Raw genomic sequence first — 20,808 nt, 5'->3', positions numbered from 1 at the left:
CCTAGATATACTATATATCGTAAATCTAGGTATTGGCAAGTATAGGAACAAGGACAGGAATATGAGTATTAACTTTCAGCCGTTCCGTGCTGCATCCAAAATAATACTTGCCATCTCAACAACGTATCTGGTACTATATTCCTCGCTCTCTTTTTATTCATTTCACCTAGCATCACTAGTATGGCACGCCGCAATACGAGAAGATGACGGAGGTGGAGAATGCTCTTTTTTACTTTGGCTCGCAAAAAGTATCTCAGTAATTTGCAATACCGCAGTGCCCATATGGTGCACAACATCGCCAGCTTCATGTTCGGATTTATCTACATTTCGATCTGGACAGGGATTGGCGAAGGAAGGCCGCTTGGCGAGTATGGCTTGAATGGCATCGTAAGCTACGTCGCTTTCAACCAAGCCAGCTTGTGGGTTGCTGCCTTTCTAACGAATGGACTTGGCATCCAGCAGTCCGTCCGAACCGGACAGATCGCCCTTGATCTCGTTCGTCCCGTTCATCTGTTCTATCAGCTGATGAGCAAGGAATGGGGGCAAATTGCCTACCAGTTCGTGTACAAGTTTTTACCGATCTACATTTTATATTTCTTCGTAATGCCGCTTCACGTCCCCTCTACGATTATCACTTACGTGTGGACCGCTGTAGCTTTGACGCTGGCCGCGTACATTTCAATATGCCTGAACTATCTGATCGGAGCCGCTGCGCTCTGGACAACAGAATCAGTCTGGCTGTACTGGGTCAATTATGCGTTCAGCATGCTGCTGTCGGGCTTTCTCATTCCAATCGAATGGCTGCCATCTTGGCTTGCCGACATTAGCCGTGCCTCATTCTATCCGTTCTTGCATTATGTCCCAACTCGAATCTATCTCGGCATGGAATCCCCGTCCGCGCTGTTAGGTTCGCTGATGTGGTGCATCGTATTCACCGCCGCATGTCTCGCCGTTACCGGGATTATGCGACGCAAGGTGGAGGTGCAGGGCGGATGAAGTGGATTCGTATGTATGTGCTGCTTGTTCGCGCAAGTATTCGCAGCCGCATGCAGTACAAGTTTAATTTCTGGTTCTCTACGCTAATGGCGGCCGTTATCAGTGTCGTCGAATTTCTTATGCTTGCAGTCATTTTGCTGAAGTTCGGCCATATTCAAGGCTGGAGCTTGGCGGAGGCTGGATATTTGTATGCTATCTTATCCTTGTCCAAGGCAATATACCGAATGATTGCTTCGGACGTGCACCACTTGGAGAACTATCTGGTTAACGGAGCTCTTGATAGTCTGCTCCTGCGTCCTGTCCCTGTACTGCTGGCACTGATGTCACAGAATTTCTCCATTAGGCTCGGAGAGTTCATCCAAGGGACGGCGATATTGACCATCTGCATGAGTATTATGATGCGCAGCGGACAGATTGGATGGACTGCCATACCGCTCACGATATTTGTCATCTTATCAGGTGCCGTCCTGCTGTTTGCCATTGGATTGTTAACCGCATCGGCCGGCTTCTGGGTAACCCGTATCGAGGAATTGCAGAACATTACGGAGGATGCTGCTCGTACGGCAGCGCAATACCCAATGACCATTTATCCGAAATGGATGCAAGGAGTGCTGCTTAGCATCATTCCCGTCGGGTTCGCGAACTATATTCCTTCGCTCTACATCTTGCGTCATCAATCCGGCATATGGCTAATTGGTCTATCCACCGCGATTACGGCCGTCGTGTTCCTGATTGCCCTGCGCGTGTGGAAGATTGGGATTTCCCGTTATCAGAGCACAGGAAGCTAAGCTGATGTCCATATTGAGCTCAATGCAGAGCCCGATATGGAACTCGATATGTAGTTCGGTATGAAGTTCGATCAGCAGCTTGATATGAAACTAGGTATAGAGCCGACTGTAATAACGGCACAATTAACCTGAAAAAGCAACAGGCAACACACGTAACGAACGGAATTAAAGGGGGATACTCGTGATTACCGTAACCGATTTACATAAACGTTTCGTCCGGCCCGCCCCGAAGGAAGGTGCCTTCAAGGGCTTACGCTCCCTGATCTCTCGCGACAAGATTGTGAAGGAAGCTGTTCAGGGCATCAGCTTCACGATCAATAGCGGTGAATTTGTCGGATATATCGGGCCGAATGGCGCAGGCAAGTCTACGACAATTAAGATGCTGTCCGGTATTCTGCATCCGACATCTGGCGACGTGCGGATATTTGGACTAAGTCCTTATAAGGCGCGTCGGCAGGTAACCCGCCGGCTTGGTGTCCTCTTCGGACAGCGCACTCAACTATGGTGGGATCTCCCAACGCGAGATTCCTATGATATTCTGTCCGCTATGTATGGGCTCGATCCTGCAGAGAAGCAGAAGCGCATCAAGCAGCTGACCGAACTGCTGGAGATGGACGAATTCATGAATACGCCCGTCCGTCAGCTCTCGCTCGGGCAGCGAATGCGCGCCGATATTGCGGCCGCGCTGCTGCATGATCCGGACATTCTGTTTCTCGATGAGCCAACAATTGGCCTCGACGTCATCGCCAAGAAGAATATTCGCCATTTCCTGAAGACGATTAATCAGGAGCTTGGCAAGACGATCCTACTGACAACGCATGACATGGACGATATCGAACAGCTATGCAATCGCGTTATCGTCATTAATCATGGCAAGCTCGGCTTCGACGGCACAATCGACGACCTGCGCAAGCGCATCGGCTTGCCGACCGTCATCTCGGTTACCTATCGAAGTGAATGCCAAATACCTGACCACTCTAATAGCGTGCCAAGCTCGCTTCGTATCCGTGAGTTAAACAATCAAACTCTGACCGTGGAATGCAATCGCGAGGAGCTGAGTGCCATGGAGGCACTCCGTATCCTGGGTCAATTCGGTGAAGTGGAAGACGTCCATATGGAAGAACCGGATTTCGAGGATGTTATCCACCGTGTGTACTAGGGCAGCTCACGATTCAAAAAAGGGCAGCCCCAGCAGTCAATGTTGAATTTGGTGCACCGTATTACTTTGAACTTGCATGAAAAAAGACGCTTCCGTTCCACTAACCCAGTGGTTTTGGAGGCGTCTTTGCCTTACTTGCGGGACTTATTCATTTGTGATCCCCTGATGGGGACAGCCCTTCCTATATAGATGACGTTATACGAGCTCGCGTACCGCTTCCAGCACTTCATTCGTATGTCCCTTCACCTTGACGCTCCGCCATTCCTTGATGAGCTTGCCTTCTTCATCAATGAGGAAGGTCGAGCGAACAATGCCGTAATATTCGCGGCCGTACATCTTCTTAAGCTGCCATACTCCGAACAGATCCGCTACTTCATGCTCCGTGTCAGACAGCAGCGTGAATGGCAGGCTGTGCTTCTCAATAAATTTGGTATGCGACTTGATCGGATCTGGGCTAATGCCAAGCACAACAACGCCATGTTTCTCAAAGTCTCCATGATAATCACGGAAATCACATGACTCCTGTGTGCAGCCTGGCGTCATATCCTTCGGATAGAAATAAATCACGACTTTCTTGCCCCGGTAGTTGCTCAGCTTCACGTCCTGTCCGGTAGATGCCGGCAGCGTAAAGTCAGGGATAACTTGTCCAAGTTCAACTTGAGTGGATTGTGTCATTGTTTGAGGCTCCTTCCCGGCAGCCAAGACTGCCGTTCTATTGCATTAAGCTTATCATCCCCCACTCTTTTTTTCAAAAACGACGAGGCTTAGATTCTAATTTTCTCCCCTTTGTATAAAAAAATCGCCTTCCAAACCCATTGCTGGCTTGGAAAGCGACAACCTTTTCGATTATGATCCTGCCCCGCGGTATCGCTTAACACCGATGTTCCACAGCGTTAACCCAAGGGCGAAGAAGATAACTCCCACAACCGGAGTCAGGAGCGCCATCTGCTGCAATCCTTTGCCCTCCATGAAGTAAGAGGCAGGTATGATGCCCACAAATGCGAACGGCAGAATCCATGTGAGCAGCACTTGAATGAACCGATTGTAGATCGTTAGCGGATAACGACCGTAGCTCTGAATGTTCCACACGAGCGGCAAAATGCCTGTCGGCGCATCCGAATAGAATGAAATCGATGTTAGTGCAGAATAAATGCCGAAGTACAGCATCACCGATCCGATCAGCATCACGAACAGCATGAGCAGCTCCATGATGCCGAAGTCGAGACCAAGCCTGTTCCAGCAAATGCCCATCATGATTGCACCGACGATAGATCCGATAATGGAGGGGGGATCTACATTTTCAAGGAGAATCTGAAATAGATTATACGCTGGACGTGTCAATATCCGGTCCATTTCCCCTTTTACGATATATCGCTCACTGAACCCCCACAGATTGAAGAAGCAGCTGAATATGCCATATGGAATCATGAAATAGCCATAGACGAACACCATCTCATCACGCGTCCAGCCAGCCAATGTTGGCGTATGCATGAAGACGATGAAGATGAAGATTAAATTCGTGACCTGAAAAAGTAGATCCGATGCGATCTCTATCCAGAAGTCTGCACGATAGGTAAGGCGTGTTTTAATATAGTTTTTCAAATACTCACTAACAAGTCCGAAGTAATACATCGTGATCAACCTCCCTGCACGAACAAGCGTCTGCGCGCGGAACGCCACAGCAGCACAATTGGAATAACAAGCACTACCGCCCACAGCAATTGGATGCCGAGCGCCGCCCACACTTGATCGCCCGCCACTCTGCCTGTAAATACAGAGCTCGGCAAATATGTGATCGCTTGGAATGGCAGCCATTCATTCAACACGAGCAGCCAGCCTGGGAAGAAGCTGATCGGTACAATAACACCAGAGAACAAATCGACGACAACCCGCTTCATACGAATCATGCCCTCATTATTTTCAATGAAAAAGGCCGTCAATCCTGTCAGCATATTCAACTGCGAATTGATCAGGAAGCTCATGAACAGCATGACGCCGAATACCGCCCACTGCTTCGGATCTTGCGGAAGTTTCACCGGGAAAAGAACACATGCGATAACCATACCCGGCCCCATGAAGAGCAGCAGCCGGAACAAGCCTTCGCCGAACGCCTGCATCAGCTTGACGAATAGGTAGTTGTAAGGCCGAATAAATTGGATCGCTACGCTGCCATCTCGAATTTCCATGGCAATATCACGATCCATGTTGTTGAAGTAAAAGGCGCGCGCCATCCAAGATACCGCGATGTAGGTCGTCATCTGGTCAGCCGTAAAGCCTGCAAGTGTTCCTTGTCCGCCGTAGATCGCTTGCCAGGTGAAATAATACACGCCAATGTTGAGCGTATAGATGAGAATGCCGGAATAGTAATTAACACGGTAAGCCAGCATCAACAGGAAGCGAATGCGGATAAATTCAAGATATGCGCTAGCCATGAGTCACCGCTTCCTTCTCTTCCTTCTCCTTGTCGTTCTCTTCCTTGTATTCAAGGTCTTCTGTCTTCGACTCTTGCGCCTGCATAGCCAAGAGAGGGCTCAGTCCTTCCGGCTTCTCCGCCGTGCCCGCCTTGTAAATCTCACGAACGATATCGTCGGTATTCGTCTCAATTATGCTCAAATCCGATATCGATGCACCGCCTACCACTCGCCCTATTACATCCGATACATTCGTGGCAAATGGCACAAGAACTCCGGCTTCATAAGGAGATTCAACTGTCCATTCCACATCAAGGCCGGACGTAAGCGCCTCAACATCACCTGCTCGCATAGGCTTCGCAAATTGGAAACGGACCTCTCGTCCCTTGCCCCACGTCGACTTGAGCGTGTCCAATCCGCCGTCATAAATAATGCGTCCATCATCGAGCATAATGACACGCGTACATAGAGCTTCGATATCCTGCAAATCGTGAGTAGTCAGCAAAATCGTTGTTCCATGCTCTGCATTCAGCTGCTTCAGGAACTCGCGAATTTCCGTCTTCACGACAATGTCGAGTCCAATCGTTGGTTCATCCAGAAATAGCACAGAAGGACGGTGCAGCAGGGATGCCACCAATTCACAGCGCATGCGCTGTCCGAGACTCAGCTTCCGTACCGGGCGGTTCAACAGCTCCTGCAAGGCAAGACGCTCAACCAGTTCATCCAGCCGCTGCTTGAAATCATGTTCAGAGACGCGATACACTTTGCGCAGCAGCCGGAAGGATTCAATGACCCCAATATCCCACCACAGCTGGCTCCGCTGCCCGAAGACGACGCCGATGCCCTGCACGAACTTCTCTCTTTCCTTATGCGGGATAAATCCGTTCACACGAATATCACCGGAGGTTGGCACAAGAATGCCAGTCAGCATCTTGATTGTCGTCGACTTGCCTGCACCATTCTCCCCAATATATCCGCATATTTCCCCTTGTGGGATCGTGAAGGAGATATCCTTCACTGCCATTACTTCGTTATATTCCCGCTTGAATAAATCAAGGAGCGCTCCCTTAAGTCCATCGCGATTTTTCTGTACCTGGAACGTTTTGCGCAAATCCCGCACGTCAATAGCGTTCATATATACTTCTGTCACCCTTTCCCTGGTCACCGACCCGTTACGCGGGTACAAGTCATTCAATTGATTCGATTCTGTAAAAATTCTATAATTGATTAGACAAGATGCGGAGCATTTGCCCATAACCTTTACTATAGCACGTAGGTCGACTTGAAAGAATGCTGAATGCACCGGATTCGACATCATGACTCTCGCCGCTTTGCCGCCGGATGCGGAAAGGACGATCCATATGTTGAAAAAGTATTGGAAGCATGCCCTTATTTCTGTTTGTGTATTCCTTCTGGCTGGTGCCGGTTATTATATGTGGTCCATGTACAGCAGCTTGGACAGTCTGCAGAAGCCGCCCGAAGCCTCTCGCTTCACCCCCGTCGTACATCGCGTGCCAGAGAAGGTCGACATAGAGCCTCCCAAATGGCAGGGAGAAGAGAGAGTCAACATATTACTGCTGGGCGGAGACTCTCGCGGACTGGAGGCTAACGAAGTCCCACGGTCAGACTCTATTCTGCTCGCCTCCTTCGATCCGAAGACGAAGCGCGCCAACTTATTCTCCCTCTTGCGGGATACATACGTTGACATCCCTGGCTTTGGCAAGGATCGCCTCAATGCGGCGCTCGCCTATGGCGGACCGGAGCTGGCTATGAAGACTGCAAGCGACTTGACAGGACTGGACATTCAATATTATGTGTATACAGACTTCGTCGGATTTATCAAGTTGATTGACGCGCTGGGCGGCGTGGAATTTGAAGTGGAGAAGGATATGAAATATACGAGCAAGGCAGATAAGCATCAATACGATATTGATTTAAAAAAAGGAAAGCAGCTGCTAAATGGCGAAACGGCGCTTATGTACGCCCGCTTCCGCTATGATGCGATGTCCGATTATGCTCGCACCCAGCGGCAGCGCGATCTGCTCGGGGCATTAGCCAACAAGCTCAAATCAACCTGGAACCTGCTGCAGCTCCCCTCTCTTATCAGGGAAGTGTCGCCCTATGTCGAGACAAACTTATCAGCCGATGACATCGTGAAGCTGGCCGCGCTTGGCTACGACAGCTCGATTGGGCAGAGTCATCAGCTCCCGCCGATGGACAATGTCACCGATGCACGAGTGAACAACGCTGCCGTGCTCCGGGTCATTGACGACGATAAGCTGAAGCAATACATTCAAAAAGCTTTGGAAGTGAATGTCACGCAATCCGTATCTGAAACTAATTCACAATAAAGGGGATTCATCTACATGACTACGAATCGCAACCGTTCTGCACAACTGTACGAAGAAGCGCTTCAACATATCGTCGGTGGGGTCAACAGCCCTTCCCGCTCATTCAAAGCGGTCGGCGGCGGCGCCCCCGTCTTCATGGAACGCGCACAAGGCGCTTACTTCTGGGACGTAGACGGCAACCGCTATGTTGACTACTTGGCTGCTTATGGCCCTATCATTACAGGTCATGCCCACCCCCATGTTACGAAGGCAATCGTTCGCGCTGCGCAGAACGGTACCTTGTACGGAACGCCGACCGAGCTGGAAATCAAGCTGGCTCGCATGTTGAAGGAAGCTGTTCCGTCTATGGATAAAGTACGCTTCGTCAACTCGGGTACCGAAGCTGTTATGACGACAATTCGCGTAGCCCGCGCTTATACGAAGCGCACGAAAATCATCAAATTCGCTGGCTGCTACCATGGGCATTCGGATCTCGTGCTCGTTGCAGCTGGTTCTGGCCCTTCTACGCTTGGTATTCCAGACAGCGCAGGGATTCCATCCAGCATTGCTAACGAAGTAATCACCGTTCCATTCAACGATCTGGACAGCTTGAAGGAAGCACTGGAGCATTGGGGAGACGATGTGGCAGCCGTTATGGTTGAGCCAATCGTCGGCAACTTCGGCATGGTTATGCCTGCAGAAGGCTTCCTTGAAGGCTTGTGCAAGCTCGCTCGCGAATACGGGGCGCTCGTTATCTATGATGAGGTCATCAGCGCATTCCGATTCCATTATGGTTCGGCGCAGACTTACCGCGCCTTCCCTGACTTTGCAGCCATTGAGCCAGACTTGACAGCGATGGGCAAAATCATTGGCGGCGGCCTGCCGATCGGTGCCTATGGCGGACGCAAGCACATCATGGAACAAGTTGCTCCGCTCGGCCCTGCATACCAAGCAGGCACAATGGCAGGCAACCCTGCTTCAATCTCAGCCGGCATTGCGTGCTTGGAGGTTCTGCAAGCAGAGGGCGTATACGAGCAAATGGAGGAGCTGGCAATCCGCTTGACGAACGGCATTCAAGAAGGCGCTGACCGTTATGGCGTGCCGCTTACGATCAACCGCATTCGCGGCTCCTTCTCGACGCACTTCTGCGATCATCCAGTCACGAATTATGCAGAAGCACAAGAGACGGATACCGAAGCGTTCGGCGCATTCTTCCGTCATATGCTCGATCAAGGCATCTGTCTTGCGCCTTCGAAGTACGAAGCATGGTTCCTGACTACCGAGCATACCGCGGAAGACATCGAGCGTACGATTGAAGCTGCGCATGAAGCGTTCCGCCGCATGAGAGGCTAGTTGTACGAAGAGACGAGTAGCTGACCCTATTTTCTAAAATAGAAACGTTATATACAGTACAGAGCCCCTCCCTATGTGATAAGCACAGGGCGGGGCGTTTATATTTACCATCTTGCAGTTGGACTTTCACGGCGAATCCGGCTCGCTTGATACGCATCGTACGCTTCCTTTACCCATGTAAACAAATACGCGCTTCCACCGTGATCAGGGTGCAGCACCCGCAGCAGCTTGCGGGACTGCTTCCTCACTTGCTTCGCATCCGCTTCTTCAGGGACACCAATTATCGTATGAAAGGTCAAATCCTTACCGGCAGAGGGTGCGTTCACCGATGAACGCGAGCTGTCTCCATAAGTGCGGTTGTATGTATTCCTCTCGCGAGATGCCTCTTCCTCCCATGCGGCCAGCTCCCGCTGCCATGATGAAAGCACATGCTCCAGCTCATTTTCATCTGTAGGAAGCATGCCCTGCCAGAAGTCGTACTCCATTTGCCTCATTCGCTGTTCAAGCTGGTCCATAACATCATTCCGAGCAATTAGTACAGCCTTCACACGCTCCGCTTTGCGAAAGAGCTGAAGAATTTGCCGGGTCGCCCATTCCGGTATCTCGGTGGCAAAGGCATGCAGCACCTTAGACATTTCCTGATCACGAACATGAAAGTCCTGAAGGAACTCCATTAGCCATTCCTGTTGGATTACACTCAGGCTGGAGCCGATCTGAACGGCAAACTGAAGCTTAATGCCGCCGTTCTTCAGCTTAGCAGACCAAGACTCTGTCAACTGCTCTAATGCATTCACGATGGAAATCAAATAAGGATCAGTAACTTCAATAGCTTCATTACTTTCATTACATTCGATCCCGACTGATGTCTCAGCCCCGACATCCTTTTGATCAACCTTCCGCTTCATCATCATTCTCCTTTCCCCAGCAAGCTGCAACCACGCTAAATCCATTCATGCTCAGATGCCTGTATCCTTACATTCCGGTTCAGACAATTCACACAGTTCCCCTGGATCCGGCTCAGCGATACGGAACATACATCTCGTGCCACCTTCCACAATACTTTCTGTCCGGTCAACATCCGCTTGAAGCACCGCGGCAAACATCGACTGCTCGCATCTGCAAGGAGAACCGAATTGAACCGCAACTTGGGAGATCGGGCAGTTGGCCTCTTCCAGCCAATAGCTGCCATCCTCACATCTTCCCCATCTAACCATGTAGCCTTCCTTGTCCTGTAATGCTGCTAATGCACAGATTCTCTCCTCTAAGCTTGCTTGATTCAATAACGGAGCATATCGCTTCTCCAACTTCTGCCTGCGATAATGGAATAGCTGCTCCACCGTATCTTCACCGGATCGCTCCTGCAATTGCTCAAGAATATCGATGATCAGCGCATCATATGCACTGACGAACAACATGCTTGCCTTGTCAGCCAGACTATACTCATAGGTAGGTCTTCCTAGCTGCTGACGAATCAGATGAGCATGTACATACCCGCCCTTTTGCAGCGCATATAAATGCCTGCGAACGGCTATAGCCGTCAGTTGAAGATGTCCCGCGATAGCTGGCACCCCGACTGTTCCTTGCTGCTTCAAAAACAATAAAATATTCCGACGGGCTGGATGATTAATCATATTGGCTTGCTGCGTAATCGTCATCGTCCAGCCTCCCTAACTCGAAGGTGCTGCTGGTCTATCATTTTCCTTTGTCCCAATTCCACCATCTCCTTATCCTTCGGTCTGGAACAGCGGTTGGAGTTCCTATGGATGCACGTATAGTATAGAAAACATTTTGCCTTGGATCAACTTTGTTTCCGTAAACAATTATACCTTCTCCTTTAACGCCCTCTTTTTTCGACATACGAAAAAAGCCAGCGGAACAAATCCGCTGGCTTTCTGCCTTGCCATCATGCCTATGTGACAGTGTCTATTAAACACTGCTGCTTACAGCTTTTTAATTTCTTCCTTCAAGAGCTCGGACTGCGTTCCGAATACAACTTGAACGTTACCCTTGCCAAGCTTCATGACGCCTGCTGCACCGAGGGATTTCAGACCAGCTTCATCCACTACACTATCATCCTTCAGCGTCAAGCGAAGACGCGTGATGCAGGCTTCATTTACAATGATGTTGTCTTTGCCGCCAATCATCCCCAGCACTTTCACAGCCTTCTCTTGCAGTGTTGCATTGCCGCCGCCAGCTTCAGTCTTGGCGCCTTCGCCTTCAACGTCATCTTCCCGTCCAGGCGTCTTCAGGTTCAATACCTTGATGAGGACGCGGAACAAGACGTAGTAAACAACGAAGTATACAAGACCTACAGGGATAAGCATCAGTGGCTTAGTCGCAAGCGGGAAGTTCAACACATAGTCGATAAATCCTGCCGAGAAGCCGAATCCAAGGCGTACGCCGAGCGTTGCCATGACGAAGCCGGAAATACCAGCCAAGATTGCGTGAACGACGAACAATACAGGCGCTACGAACATGAACGCGAATTCAATCGGTTCTGTAATACCTGTCAAGAAGGATGCAATCGCGGTTCCGACGAAGAGCGATGCAACCGCCTTGCGCTTCTCTGGCTTCGCTGTATGAATAATAGCGAGCGCAGCACCCGGAAGCGCGAACATCATGATCGGGAAGTAACCTGTCATAAATCCGCCAGCTGTCATGTCGCCATGGAAGAAGCGAGCGATATCGCCGCGCCATACTTCGCCAGCTGCGTCCGTGAATGTTCCAAGCTGGAACCAAGGAATTGCATTCAATACATGGTGCAAACCAAACGGAATGAGAAGTCGGTTCGCTGTCAGGTACACCCCGGAACCAACCGCACCAAGCGATACGATCCAGTTGCCGAAGGAATCAAGCGCTGTTTGGACTGGACCCCAGACGATACCGAATGGAATCGCAATCAAGATCATCGTAGCTGAAGTGACAATCGGCACGAAGCGTTTGCCGCCGAAGAAGCCGAGCCAATCTGGAACCTTGATATTATGATATTTGTTGTACATGAAGGCTGCAATGGAACCAGCCAAGATACCTCCGATAACCCCCATGTCCAGCTTCATATCAGCTGGAATGAATGTAAAAGCTGCCGGAATCTTTGTCAGCACTTTCAGCAAAATCATATGTGCGATAACTGCTGCCAGAACAGCAACCGCGTCTGCGGCAAAGCCTATCGCAACCCCGATTGCGAACAATAGTGCTAGGTTATCAAAAATTGCAGATCCGCCTGCATCAAGGAATGGGGCGATGTATTGGTTCAAGAACCCGCCGACCGTATCCCCCAAGTGAAAATCTTTCACATAGTCAATTTGACCGAAGCGAAGCAGAATCGCCGCCGCCGGCAGAGTTGCAACCGGAAGCATCAATGCACGACCAATTTTTTGCAAAAAGGCTAGCATATGTCGTTCCTCCTTGTGGTGAATAAGTAAAGTATGGATAAAAGGTCAAAAATTTATGCTATGATCTGTCATCTCCTCCGCCAAAATGTAAGCGCATTAGAGAATATAAAAAAGGCATGAGCTTGCGACGGGACGACATCCAAAAAATTAGATGTTATCCCCCAGCAAGCTCATGCCTAGTCGAACTAGTAACACGCTTGTCCAGCGTTATTCTGAGTCTTTATGAAATAAACGATATAAATGCATTGCGATGTACGCCGTTTCATCTTCGGGTATTTCGATCTCCAGCTTCTTCGACATCAAGTCCGCACATTTCTGTGCGACACTAAATTCGTAAGGCGCCATTTCCTTCAAGTTGTCTCGGAATGGATTCTTCGTGGCATCACCCTGGCGAATTCGTTCCATCGCAAAGCGCAAATGCGTAATTAATCGTAAATAATCAATGCTATCCTTCGGAATGACCCTGCCCCGCTCGCGTTCGATGAGAGCGACCAAATCCTTCAGAAGATGATTGTATTGAACAAAGTTCCCGACAGGGACATGGGCAACCGCAGACTGAATATGGATCGTCAAGAAACCAATCTCATCCTCCGGCACCTCTACATCAAACGTCTTATTAATCAGCTCAGCTGCTTGAGACGCGAGTTCGAATTCCTTCGGGTTCAATGTGCGAATCTCCCATAGAAACGGATTCTCAATCGCTATATTGTTGCGGAGACGATAAAGCGCATATTCGATATGGCTCGGCAAAGCGAGATGAATATGCTCGTTCAAATCCGGCGTCAACTGCTCCGATACGATCGAAATAATCTTCTCCGAAATGACAATGACTTCAGGATCAATTTGACCAAGCAGCATCTGATACTGCGATAAATGCTGTTTGTCCTCGATCACAAAGGTCTTCTCGATTCGTGTATCACTCGTCTCCAAAGAACCTCCGGGTTTTGCCCCAAAGCCGAGCCCTTTCCCCATAAGGATGGTTTCTTTGTTAGCCAACACATCGTTTGCCAATACGACATTGTTGCTTAATGACCGTACGATTTCAAAGCGACGTTGTTCTGACAAAGTAAGGCTCCTTTCCCCTGAGCGTACACATGGAAGATTACGTTTTGGAAACGTTTTCGATTCGTGCGTCAACTACAACATTCATTCTAGGTGAATCTACATTCAATGTCAACGAATAAATCTAATTTTGTCGAATATGTAGAATTATTGCAGAATATTATTTATTTGTAATTTTATTGACACATATGTAAACGATGAGGTAGCCGGGAAAGGAGCTTATCCTCACCCGACTGCAACACATTCGTTACTATTAGATAGACATTTCTTGAACTGCCGATACACGGTCAACGACCATAACTTGAATCTCTTCAGCCGTCTCCAGCATCAACGCTTCTTCCGCTAGCTTGCGCATCTCTTCACGGTTCAAGCGGCTCAGCAGTACACGTACTGGAAGTACAGAGCTTGCACTCATGCTGAATTCATCAAGACCAAGACCGAGCAGGATCGGAACAGCCTTCAGGTTGCCAGCCATTTCACCGCACATGCCAGCCCACTTGCCTTCTTTGTGCGCAGCATCGATAACCATCTTGATCAAGCGCAGTACTGCTGGGTTGAATGGCTGAGTCAAGTGGGATACTTGCTCATTCATCCGGTCAGCAGCCATCGTGTATTGTACCAAATCGTTCGTACCGATAGAGAAGAAGTCAACTTCCTTCGCCAATTGATCTGCAATAATCGCAGCAGCAGGTACCTCGATCATCATGCCGACTTCCATCTCTTTATTGTACGCAATGCCTTCTGCATCCAGCTCTGCTTGCGTCTCTGCCAGAATCGCATTTGCTTCGCGAAGCTCGCTCAGCGTAGAGATCATTGGGTACATCAGCTTGATGTTGCCTTTGGCGCTTGCACGAAGGATCGCACGAAGCTGTGTCTTGAACAGATCTTTACGATCCAAGCATAAGCGAATCGCACGGTATCCAAGGAATGGGTTCATTTCCTTCGGAAGCGGCAAGTAAGGCAGCTCCTTGTCCCCGCCAATATCCAATGTACGGATCACGACTGGCTTCTCCGTTCCAAGTGTTTCACATACGGCAACATAAGAGTTGTATTGTTCCTCTTCAGATGGGAAGTTGTCACGACCCATGTACAGGAATTCTGTACGGTACAATCCTACACCCTCAGCACCGTTGTTGCGTGCGCCAAGCGCATCTTGCGGGTTGCCGATGTTTGACACGAGTTCAACCTCATGGCCATCAGCTGTGATCGAAGGTTTGTCTTTGTACAGCTTCATCTCTTCCTGACGCTTCTCGAACTTCACCTTCTTCTCTTGGTAAGTTGCAATCGTATCCGAATCTGGATTGATCAGGATAATGCCGCTTGAACCATCGAGAATGATCATGTCGCCGTTCTTCACTGTAGATGTAGCGTCCTGCAAGCCAACAACCGCAGGGATCTCCATCGAGCGTGCCATAATAGCCGAGTGGGAAGTACGACCGCCAATGTTCGTCGCAAAGCCTGCTACCTTGCTGCGATCCAGCTGGGCTGTATCGGAAGGAGTCAAGTCATGCGCGAAGAGCACAACTGCCTCTTCGAAGTCATTCAGAGAAACAGATTTCTTGCCGGACAATAGACCGAGTACACGCTTGCTCACATCGCGGAAGTCCGCTGCACGCTCACGCATATATTCACTGTCCATGCTGCTGAAGATGTCGACCAGCTGCTGAGTCACTTCCGAAAGAGCGAACTCTGCATTTACCTTCTCACTGCGAACCTTCTCAATCGCTTGCCCAACAAACTCTTCATCTTGCAATACAAGGATATGTGTAGCGAAGATTTCAGCTTGATGCTCGCCTAATTTTTTCGCTGTGTCTTCTTTAATCTGCTCCAGTTCGTTCATAGCCTGCTGTACAGCTGTCTGCAAGCGAGTTGCTTCTGCCTGTACATCATCGACCTGCTTGCGCTCAACCTCAGATGTATCATGCTCCAGGATGAATGCTTGGCCGATGGCATAACCGGATGCAGCTGGAATACCTTGAAGTAGCATCGGTTCCTCCACTCCTTTTTCCGCGTTAATGATTACGTTCTATTAGTCCAATACGGATTCGATTACTGCGCCTACTGCCTCAACTGCTTCAGCAGCCTTATCGCCTTCAGCAGATACTGTTACTGTGTCGCCAGCTTTCATACCGAGCGTCAATACGCCAGTGATGCTTTTTGCGCTTACTTTGCGGCCGTTGAATTCGATTGTAATTTGCTCTCCTGCGAATTCAGCAGCTTTCTTCATGATTGCACCCGCTGGACGAGCGTGGATACCTTGTGGATTTTTAATTGTAAATTGTTTTTCCATTGTTATGCCCTCTTTTCGGTAGTAGTAGAATGTGTTGCTTCTCTCATTCAGAACTTAGTTTAGAACTTAGTTTAGAACTTAGTTCTAAACCATCTATTTCAATACAACTTCCATCAATTCATCGGAATCTGCTTTTACATTGCCTGTGTTCGCTTTCAGCTCAGCAACGATGTCGCCGTTTGCTACGATAATTGGTGTTACAACAGGAAGGCCAGCTTCTTTAATTTGTGCAATATCGAACTCGATAAGCGTTTGGCCTTTTTTCACTTTGTCGCCGGATTTCACATGTGGCTTGAACGGTTTTCCTTGCAAGGATACGGTATTCACACCGATGTGAACGAGTAGTTCCAAGCCGGATTCATGCGCAAGCACCAAGGAATGATGAGAATCGATCAAATGCACGACGTGACCGTCGAATGGAGCGATAAATACACCTTCTGTTGGCTCTATAGCAATTCCGTCACCAATAATTTTTTGTGCAAATGCTGGATCTGGAACTTGCTCCAAAGGTACTGCTTGACCTGTAATCGGTGCTGTAATGGAAATTTTCTTTTTCTTTTTACCAAAACCAAACATATTGAGTTCCTCCTTGTATTTAACCATGTGAACTTTCGTCCGTCATTGTGGTTGTTGTGATAACCGACAAAAAAATCCAATTTCTCTTATGAGAAAATAAAAAGGCATGCGCTAAAGCATGCAGTTCACCCCGTGAACGGCCGCTTAGCTCATGCCTAGTCGCACTAGTAACACGCTAATTTCATGTGTAAAGATTCACACCCATTGTATCATGGTGGTTGCGCGGGATGCAAGCGAGCGGACTGTTGGTGAAATCTAGTCGATTCGTCCATCCTCAAGTGGCTGCTGAGTTATGCGGTATCCATAAGATGTGCGTTCTGGATACAAATCATACCGTCTGCGATTCGCCATGGTTACAATACAAATATACCCACTATATCCACATTTGCACCACATAATTGGGTGTTTATTTGATGATTACATCATATTGCATATCATACGCAGCACTGGAAAAAACGTTTCAAACCGCATATGACACAAGTTTTCCATTCTTACTCCACCCTTAACATACTTGGGTTTAGCCGATTACTGTTCGTCCCCCGCATAATAGCAAGATACCCCCATCTGCTGCAAGGTGCTGACCATATCGTCCGGCAATAGGCTGTCCGTTATGCATCCCGTAAGCCCATCTACAGTAGTCACTGTAAATAACGATGCTTTGCCCACCTTCGTATGATCGAATACCGCGAAAGTCTGCTGCGCTTGGCGCATTAGCATGCGGGCCGTCTGTGCTTCCAGCTCGGAGTATGTGGTGATTCCTTTCGTTGTTGAGAACCCGTCTATTCCCATGAACAGCTTCTCAATATTCAAATGTTCAATCGTCCGTTCTGCTAATGGCCCGCACAGCTCGAAGCTGTTGCTGCGCATTACGCCTCCGATGACAACAACTTGAATTCCCTCACAATCGGACAGCTCCATCGCAATATTGACTGCATTGGTTACAACGGTAATCCCTTGGCGCTGCTTCAATAGCCGAGCCAGCAGGAATGTTGTCGTTCCCCCAGTCAAGCAGATGCTGTCGCCTTCTTCAATGAATTCCAAGGCTCGTCTTGCGATCGCTTCCTTCTCCAGCCACAGCAATTGACGCTTCTCGTCGAAGGAAATTTCTCTTACCGTGCCTGGCCCTTCAAGCAGCGCTCCACCAATTGTGCGGATCAGTTCCCCCTTGCGCTCCATGAGATCCAAATCACGGCGGGCCGTAGCTTCCGAACATTCGAACCGATCTATGATTTCTGATATCGTGATGCGTCCATTCTGCTTCATGACTTGCAGGATTTGCTGGCGTCGCAATTCACCCTTGGATAACGATTCACTCATAACTTACACTCCATCCGTTCCATAATCATACCTGTGTCGGGGCTTGCTTCTCTTTATGAAGAAACGCGATCCTAAAGCAAAGGTGCGAGCTGCTATCTGTTCCTGCAACCTTGATGCTTAGCCTGAACGGCTCGTTCTACTTTAAATGGATACGAACTGCGTCAAGTTCCGTGGATCATCCGGATTCAAGCCCCGCTTGAGCGCTGTGTAATATCCGTTATATTGAACAAAAGGCAGGTACAGCACTGCACGCGCTTCGTCGCTTGCGTCCACATGGCCAAGCTCAATGACCTTGTCTGCAAATACGGTGTCCGCACCCGCTTGCGTTGTTACAATGACAACTTTCGCCCCGTATGCCTTCATTTCTTGGGCTACCTTGAGTTCGTAAGCACGTGCACTCTCCGATAAGAGGAGCACAATCTGCGTTCCTGGCTCAACAATCGACTTCGGCCCGTGGCGGAATTCCAATGTGCCGTATGCTTCTGTCCACGTGTAGGTCATTTCCTTCAGCTTCAGGCAAGCTTCCAATGCCAATCCATACAATGCGCCCATACCCAAGTAAATCGTCTTATCAAATTGATTGCTCTTCACCCACGCAGATGTCGTGTCATCCGCCATTGTAACGAAGGCACTGCTGGATTGCAATACTCCCTCAAGCTCGGACAATTCCTTCGTCCGTCCTGCACCCAGTGCAATTGCCGCCTGCATCATGAACGTCATGCTGCTGAGCGATTTCGTCATAACTGTGCTCTTCTCAGCACCTAGCGGAGATACAAGGCATGGCGTCATTTGCGCCATCTTGCTGTTCGGATGACAAGTAATGCCACATGTTGTCCAATGCGTCAAGTCCTTGACGGAATCCAGCGCCAGAATCACTTCATGGGATTCGCCGGAACGAGATACACCCACAAGCAGCACCTTCTTCGATGGCGTCACCGTCTGCTCGCGGAACAAGAACAGATCAGAGGACGGATGTGCAGCTGCACTTCTTCCTGTCCACTTGCGGTATGTTGCCGCCATTGTCATTGCTTGGTACCAAGAAGACCCAGAACCAATGAATACAACCTCTTCAAATTGATCGTTTCCTATATATTGATCTACCCAATCCTTCTGATTGTGCAGCTGATCCCAAGCCGCTTGCAGCGCCGCCGCTTGATCGCTGATTTCCCGGTACGTATGTGTATCAAGATGGTTTGACATATCACAAATTCCTCCCTTATAATCAACTTAATGAAATTATAAATCATTATTTTGATTGTTTCAATCATTTATATGCAGGAGGTTACGGAAATGGGACATCTTATCAGCTCTACATCCATGCTCCAAGCTGCACGTGAACAAGGATTCGGAATTACTGCATTTAATGTACATACACTGGAAATGCTGCAAGCGGTTGTGGAAGCAGCAGAAGAGACGAATACACCGCTTATCTTGCAGACAACAGTCGGAACCGTAAAGCATCTAGGACCAGAATATATTGTAGCTGCCGCTCAGACAGCAGCGAAGCAAGCTTCTATACCCATCGCATTGCATCTGGATCACTGCACAGACTATGAACTGCTCGTTCAATGTATCCGTGCAGGCTATACATCTGTTATGATTGATGCTTCCATGCATCCTTATGAAGAGAACGTTCGCCGCACACAAGAGGTCGTGAAGGTAGCACTTGCTGCTGGCGTCAATATCGAGGCGGAGCTGGGCAAGGTCGGCGGCGTGGAGGATGACATTGTCGTCGAGGAGGAGGATGCGCGTCTGGCTGTACCTGAAGAATGCGTGGCATTCGTAGAAGCGACAGCTGTTCCAACGTTGGCTCCTGCTATCGGAACTGCCCACGGCATTTATAAAGGCGAACCGAAAATCGCCTTCGATCGCCTAGAGCAAATTTATAAGCAAGTTAGCGTACCACTCGTACTGCACGGCGGCTCCGGTATTCCTGAGGAGCAGGTGAAGCGCTGCGTGAAGCTGGGCATGGGTAAGATGAACGTCGCAACAGAGCTGCGCATCGCCTTCTCGAACGCGATCAAAGATGTGTTCACAGCGAACCCAGATGAGAATGACCCACGCAAATATATGGTGCCTGCGAAGCAAGCGGTGAAGGAACTGGCAATCCGCAAGATGGAAATGGCGGGCTGCATCGGGAAGGCTAGCGCCGTTCGCTAATCGCGGCTGGAGGATTGAAGATGATTACAACTGTTACCCTTAATGCGGCTATTGATAAGACCTATTACATTCCCGGATTCGGCAGTAATGCGCTGTATCGGGCTGATGAGACACTTGCTACGGCAGGAGGCAAAGGGATCAATGTCGCTCGCGTCATCCATGCATTAGGAGAAGAAGTGACGGCGACTGGATTCGTGGCCGGCTACAATGGCATGGCTATCGTGGATATGCTTCGTCAGGAAGGTATTCAGGCAGATTTCCTCTCCGTGGCCGGAGAATCCCGACTCTGTCTGAACATTATTGATCCCGTAGGAGGCTCGCAGACGGAGCTGCTGGAAGCTGGGCCTGTGATCATACCGGAAGCGATTGAGGCCATGAAGGCTAAGATCGAAGAGCTTGCTTCTCGTTCTTCTCATGTGGTCTTCTCTGGCAGTATGCCGAAGGGATGCGACACAGATCTATATGCCAACTTGATTCAGATCGCGCGAAGCCAAGGCGCGATTCCGATCTTGGATACGAGTGGCGATGCACTGATCGCAGGCATCCAGAGCAAGCCTTACTTGATTAAACCAAACGAGCATGAAGTTACGAAGCTCACGGGTGGTTCTGCAGACAATGAGGACGAGATCGTACGAGCCGTTCAGCAGCTCATGCAGGATGGTATTTCCAATGTGATCGTCTCCCTTGGCGAGCGAGGTGCTCTGGCAGGCTGTGATGGGAGATTGTATGGCGTATCCATCCCGCGCGTAGAGGCCATTAATGCTGTAGGAAGCGGAGACTCTATGGTTGCAGGACTCGTCGTCGCAGATTGTCGCGGCTGCTCTTCTGAAGAGAGGCTGAAGCTTGGCGCCGCTTGCGGTACAGCGAATGCGCTTATGCCTTCAGCCGGTATGGTGAAGCTGTCTGACGTGGAATCCCTTCTACGTGACATACAGGTTACCTGCTTTTCTTAGTTACATGTCTTTCTTAATTGC

20 protein-coding genes are annotated in these 20,808 nt (G+C 49.3%); 7 read left to right on the top strand and 13 right to left on the bottom strand.

Going from position 1 to position 20,808, the window contains the following annotated elements; genetic code table 11:
* Nucleotides 1–219: 219 nt before the first annotated feature.
* The 3 genes from RQP50_RS19345 (at nt 220) to RQP50_RS19335 (ending at nt 2,943) form a co-directional block, all read left to right on the top strand.
* Nucleotides 220–996 carry an ABC transporter permease gene (locus RQP50_RS19345; RefSeq protein WP_021252233.1) on the top strand — a complete coding sequence of 259 codons (777 nt, stop codon included), beginning with the start codon at nt 220–222 and terminating at the stop codon, nt 994–996.
* Nucleotides 993–1,784 carry an ABC transporter permease gene (locus tag RQP50_RS19340; protein WP_021252234.1) on the top strand — a complete coding sequence of 264 codons (792 nt, stop codon included), beginning with the start codon at nt 993–995 and terminating at the stop codon, nt 1,782–1,784. Before RQP50_RS19345 ends, RQP50_RS19340 begins: the two co-directional genes overlap by 4 nt.
* 181 nt (nt 1,785–1,965) lie before the next feature.
* Nucleotides 1,966–2,943 carry an ABC transporter ATP-binding protein gene (locus tag RQP50_RS19335; protein ID WP_315746411.1) on the top strand — a complete coding sequence of 326 codons (978 nt, stop codon included), beginning with the start codon at nt 1,966–1,968 and terminating at the stop codon, nt 2,941–2,943.
* 195 nt (nt 2,944–3,138) lie between these two features.
* On the opposite strand, the gene bcp is transcribed toward RQP50_RS19335, so the two are convergent.
* The 4 genes from bcp to RQP50_RS19315 all read right to left on the bottom strand — a co-directional run bounded on the left by bcp (nt 3,139) and on the right by RQP50_RS19315 (nt 6,489).
* On the bottom strand, nt 3,139–3,618 hold the full coding sequence (gene bcp, locus RQP50_RS19330; RefSeq protein ID WP_315746410.1) for a thioredoxin-dependent thiol peroxidase: 480 nt from the start codon (nt 3,616–3,618) through the stop codon (nt 3,139–3,141).
* A gap of 171 nt (nt 3,619–3,789) precedes the next feature.
* Entirely contained in the window at nt 3,790–4,575 is a 786-nt protein-coding gene (locus tag RQP50_RS19325) for an ABC transporter permease (RefSeq protein WP_315746409.1), read from the bottom strand.
* Between the two features lie 5 nt (nt 4,576–4,580).
* Entirely contained in the window at nt 4,581–5,375 is a 795-nt protein-coding gene (locus RQP50_RS19320) for an ABC transporter permease (RefSeq protein ID WP_315746408.1), read from the bottom strand.
* Complete coding sequence (locus RQP50_RS19315) at nt 5,368–6,489, bottom strand: ABC transporter ATP-binding protein (protein ID WP_142545413.1); 1,122 nt, start codon at nt 6,487–6,489, stop codon at nt 5,368–5,370. The genes RQP50_RS19320 and RQP50_RS19315 overlap by 8 nt, the downstream gene beginning before the upstream one ends.
* A 181-nt stretch (nt 6,490–6,670) precedes the next feature.
* Between RQP50_RS19315 and RQP50_RS19310 the strand changes: the two genes are divergently transcribed.
* Both RQP50_RS19310 and RQP50_RS19305 read left to right on the top strand, forming a co-directional pair.
* A complete protein-coding gene (locus RQP50_RS19310) occupies nt 6,671–7,705 on the top strand; it encodes an LCP family protein (RefSeq protein ID WP_072730527.1) in 1,035 nt (344 codons plus the stop codon).
* Between the two features lie 15 nt (nt 7,706–7,720).
* A complete protein-coding gene (locus tag RQP50_RS19305; RefSeq protein ID WP_021259938.1) occupies nt 7,721–9,037 on the top strand; it encodes a glutamate-1-semialdehyde 2,1-aminomutase in 1,317 nt (438 codons plus the stop codon).
* Between the two features lie 104 nt (nt 9,038–9,141).
* Here the strand turns inward: RQP50_RS19305 and RQP50_RS19300 are convergent, their stop codons facing one another.
* The 9 genes from RQP50_RS19300 to RQP50_RS19260 form a co-directional block, all read right to left on the bottom strand.
* Nucleotides 9,142–9,948, bottom strand: coding sequence for a J domain-containing protein (locus RQP50_RS19300; protein WP_315746407.1), 807 nt, complete (start codon nt 9,946–9,948; stop codon nt 9,142–9,144).
* Between the two features lie 45 nt (nt 9,949–9,993).
* Nucleotides 9,994–10,692, bottom strand: coding sequence for a helix-turn-helix transcriptional regulator (locus RQP50_RS19295; RefSeq protein WP_315746406.1), 699 nt, complete (start codon nt 10,690–10,692; stop codon nt 9,994–9,996).
* 285 nt (nt 10,693–10,977) lie between these two features.
* Complete coding sequence (locus tag RQP50_RS19290) at nt 10,978–12,429, bottom strand: PTS transporter subunit EIIC (RefSeq protein ID WP_072730530.1); 1,452 nt, start codon at nt 12,427–12,429, stop codon at nt 10,978–10,980.
* Between the two features lie 207 nt (nt 12,430–12,636).
* Nucleotides 12,637–13,494: a glucose PTS transporter transcription antiterminator GlcT gene (gene glcT, locus RQP50_RS19285; protein WP_072730531.1), complete on the bottom strand. Its 858-nt coding sequence runs from the start codon at nt 13,492–13,494 to the stop codon at nt 12,637–12,639.
* A gap of 250 nt (nt 13,495–13,744) precedes the next feature.
* Nucleotides 13,745–15,478: a phosphoenolpyruvate--protein phosphotransferase gene (gene ptsP / locus RQP50_RS19280; RefSeq protein ID WP_072730532.1), complete on the bottom strand. Its 1,734-nt coding sequence runs from the start codon at nt 15,476–15,478 to the stop codon at nt 13,745–13,747.
* A 42-nt stretch (nt 15,479–15,520) separates the two neighbouring features.
* The gene (locus tag RQP50_RS19275; protein WP_021252247.1) at nt 15,521–15,781 is read right to left on the bottom strand and encodes an HPr family phosphocarrier protein; all 261 of its coding nucleotides are present in this window, start codon (nt 15,779–15,781) and stop codon (nt 15,521–15,523) included.
* 93 nt (nt 15,782–15,874) lie between these two features.
* On the bottom strand, nt 15,875–16,357 hold the full coding sequence (locus RQP50_RS19270; RefSeq protein ID WP_072730533.1) for a PTS sugar transporter subunit IIA: 483 nt from the start codon (nt 16,355–16,357) through the stop codon (nt 15,875–15,877).
* 525 nt (nt 16,358–16,882) lie between these two features.
* Nucleotides 16,883–17,674, bottom strand: coding sequence for a DeoR/GlpR family DNA-binding transcription regulator (locus tag RQP50_RS19265; RefSeq protein ID WP_142545407.1), 792 nt, complete (start codon nt 17,672–17,674; stop codon nt 16,883–16,885).
* 141 nt (nt 17,675–17,815) lie between these two features.
* Entirely contained in the window at nt 17,816–18,874 is a 1,059-nt protein-coding gene (locus RQP50_RS19260; protein ID WP_315746405.1) for an SIS domain-containing protein, read from the bottom strand.
* 90 nt (nt 18,875–18,964) lie between these two features.
* On the opposite strand from RQP50_RS19260, the gene RQP50_RS19255 reads away from it, so the two are divergent.
* Complete coding sequence (locus tag RQP50_RS19255; protein WP_315746404.1) at nt 18,965–19,834, top strand: class II fructose-bisphosphate aldolase; 870 nt, start codon at nt 18,965–18,967, stop codon at nt 19,832–19,834.
* A gap of 20 nt (nt 19,835–19,854) precedes the next feature.
* The gene (pfkB, locus tag RQP50_RS19250; protein WP_315746403.1) at nt 19,855–20,787 is read left to right on the top strand and encodes a 1-phosphofructokinase; all 933 of its coding nucleotides are present in this window, start codon (nt 19,855–19,857) and stop codon (nt 20,785–20,787) included.
* Nucleotides 20,788–20,808: the final 21 nt, after the last annotated feature.

The sequence above is a fragment of the Paenibacillus suaedae genome (assembly GCF_032337355.1).
Lineage (GTDB): Bacteria > Bacillota > Bacilli > Paenibacillales > Paenibacillaceae > Paenibacillus_B > Paenibacillus_B suaedae.
This window is presented reverse-complemented; position numbering and strand designations above follow the sequence as displayed.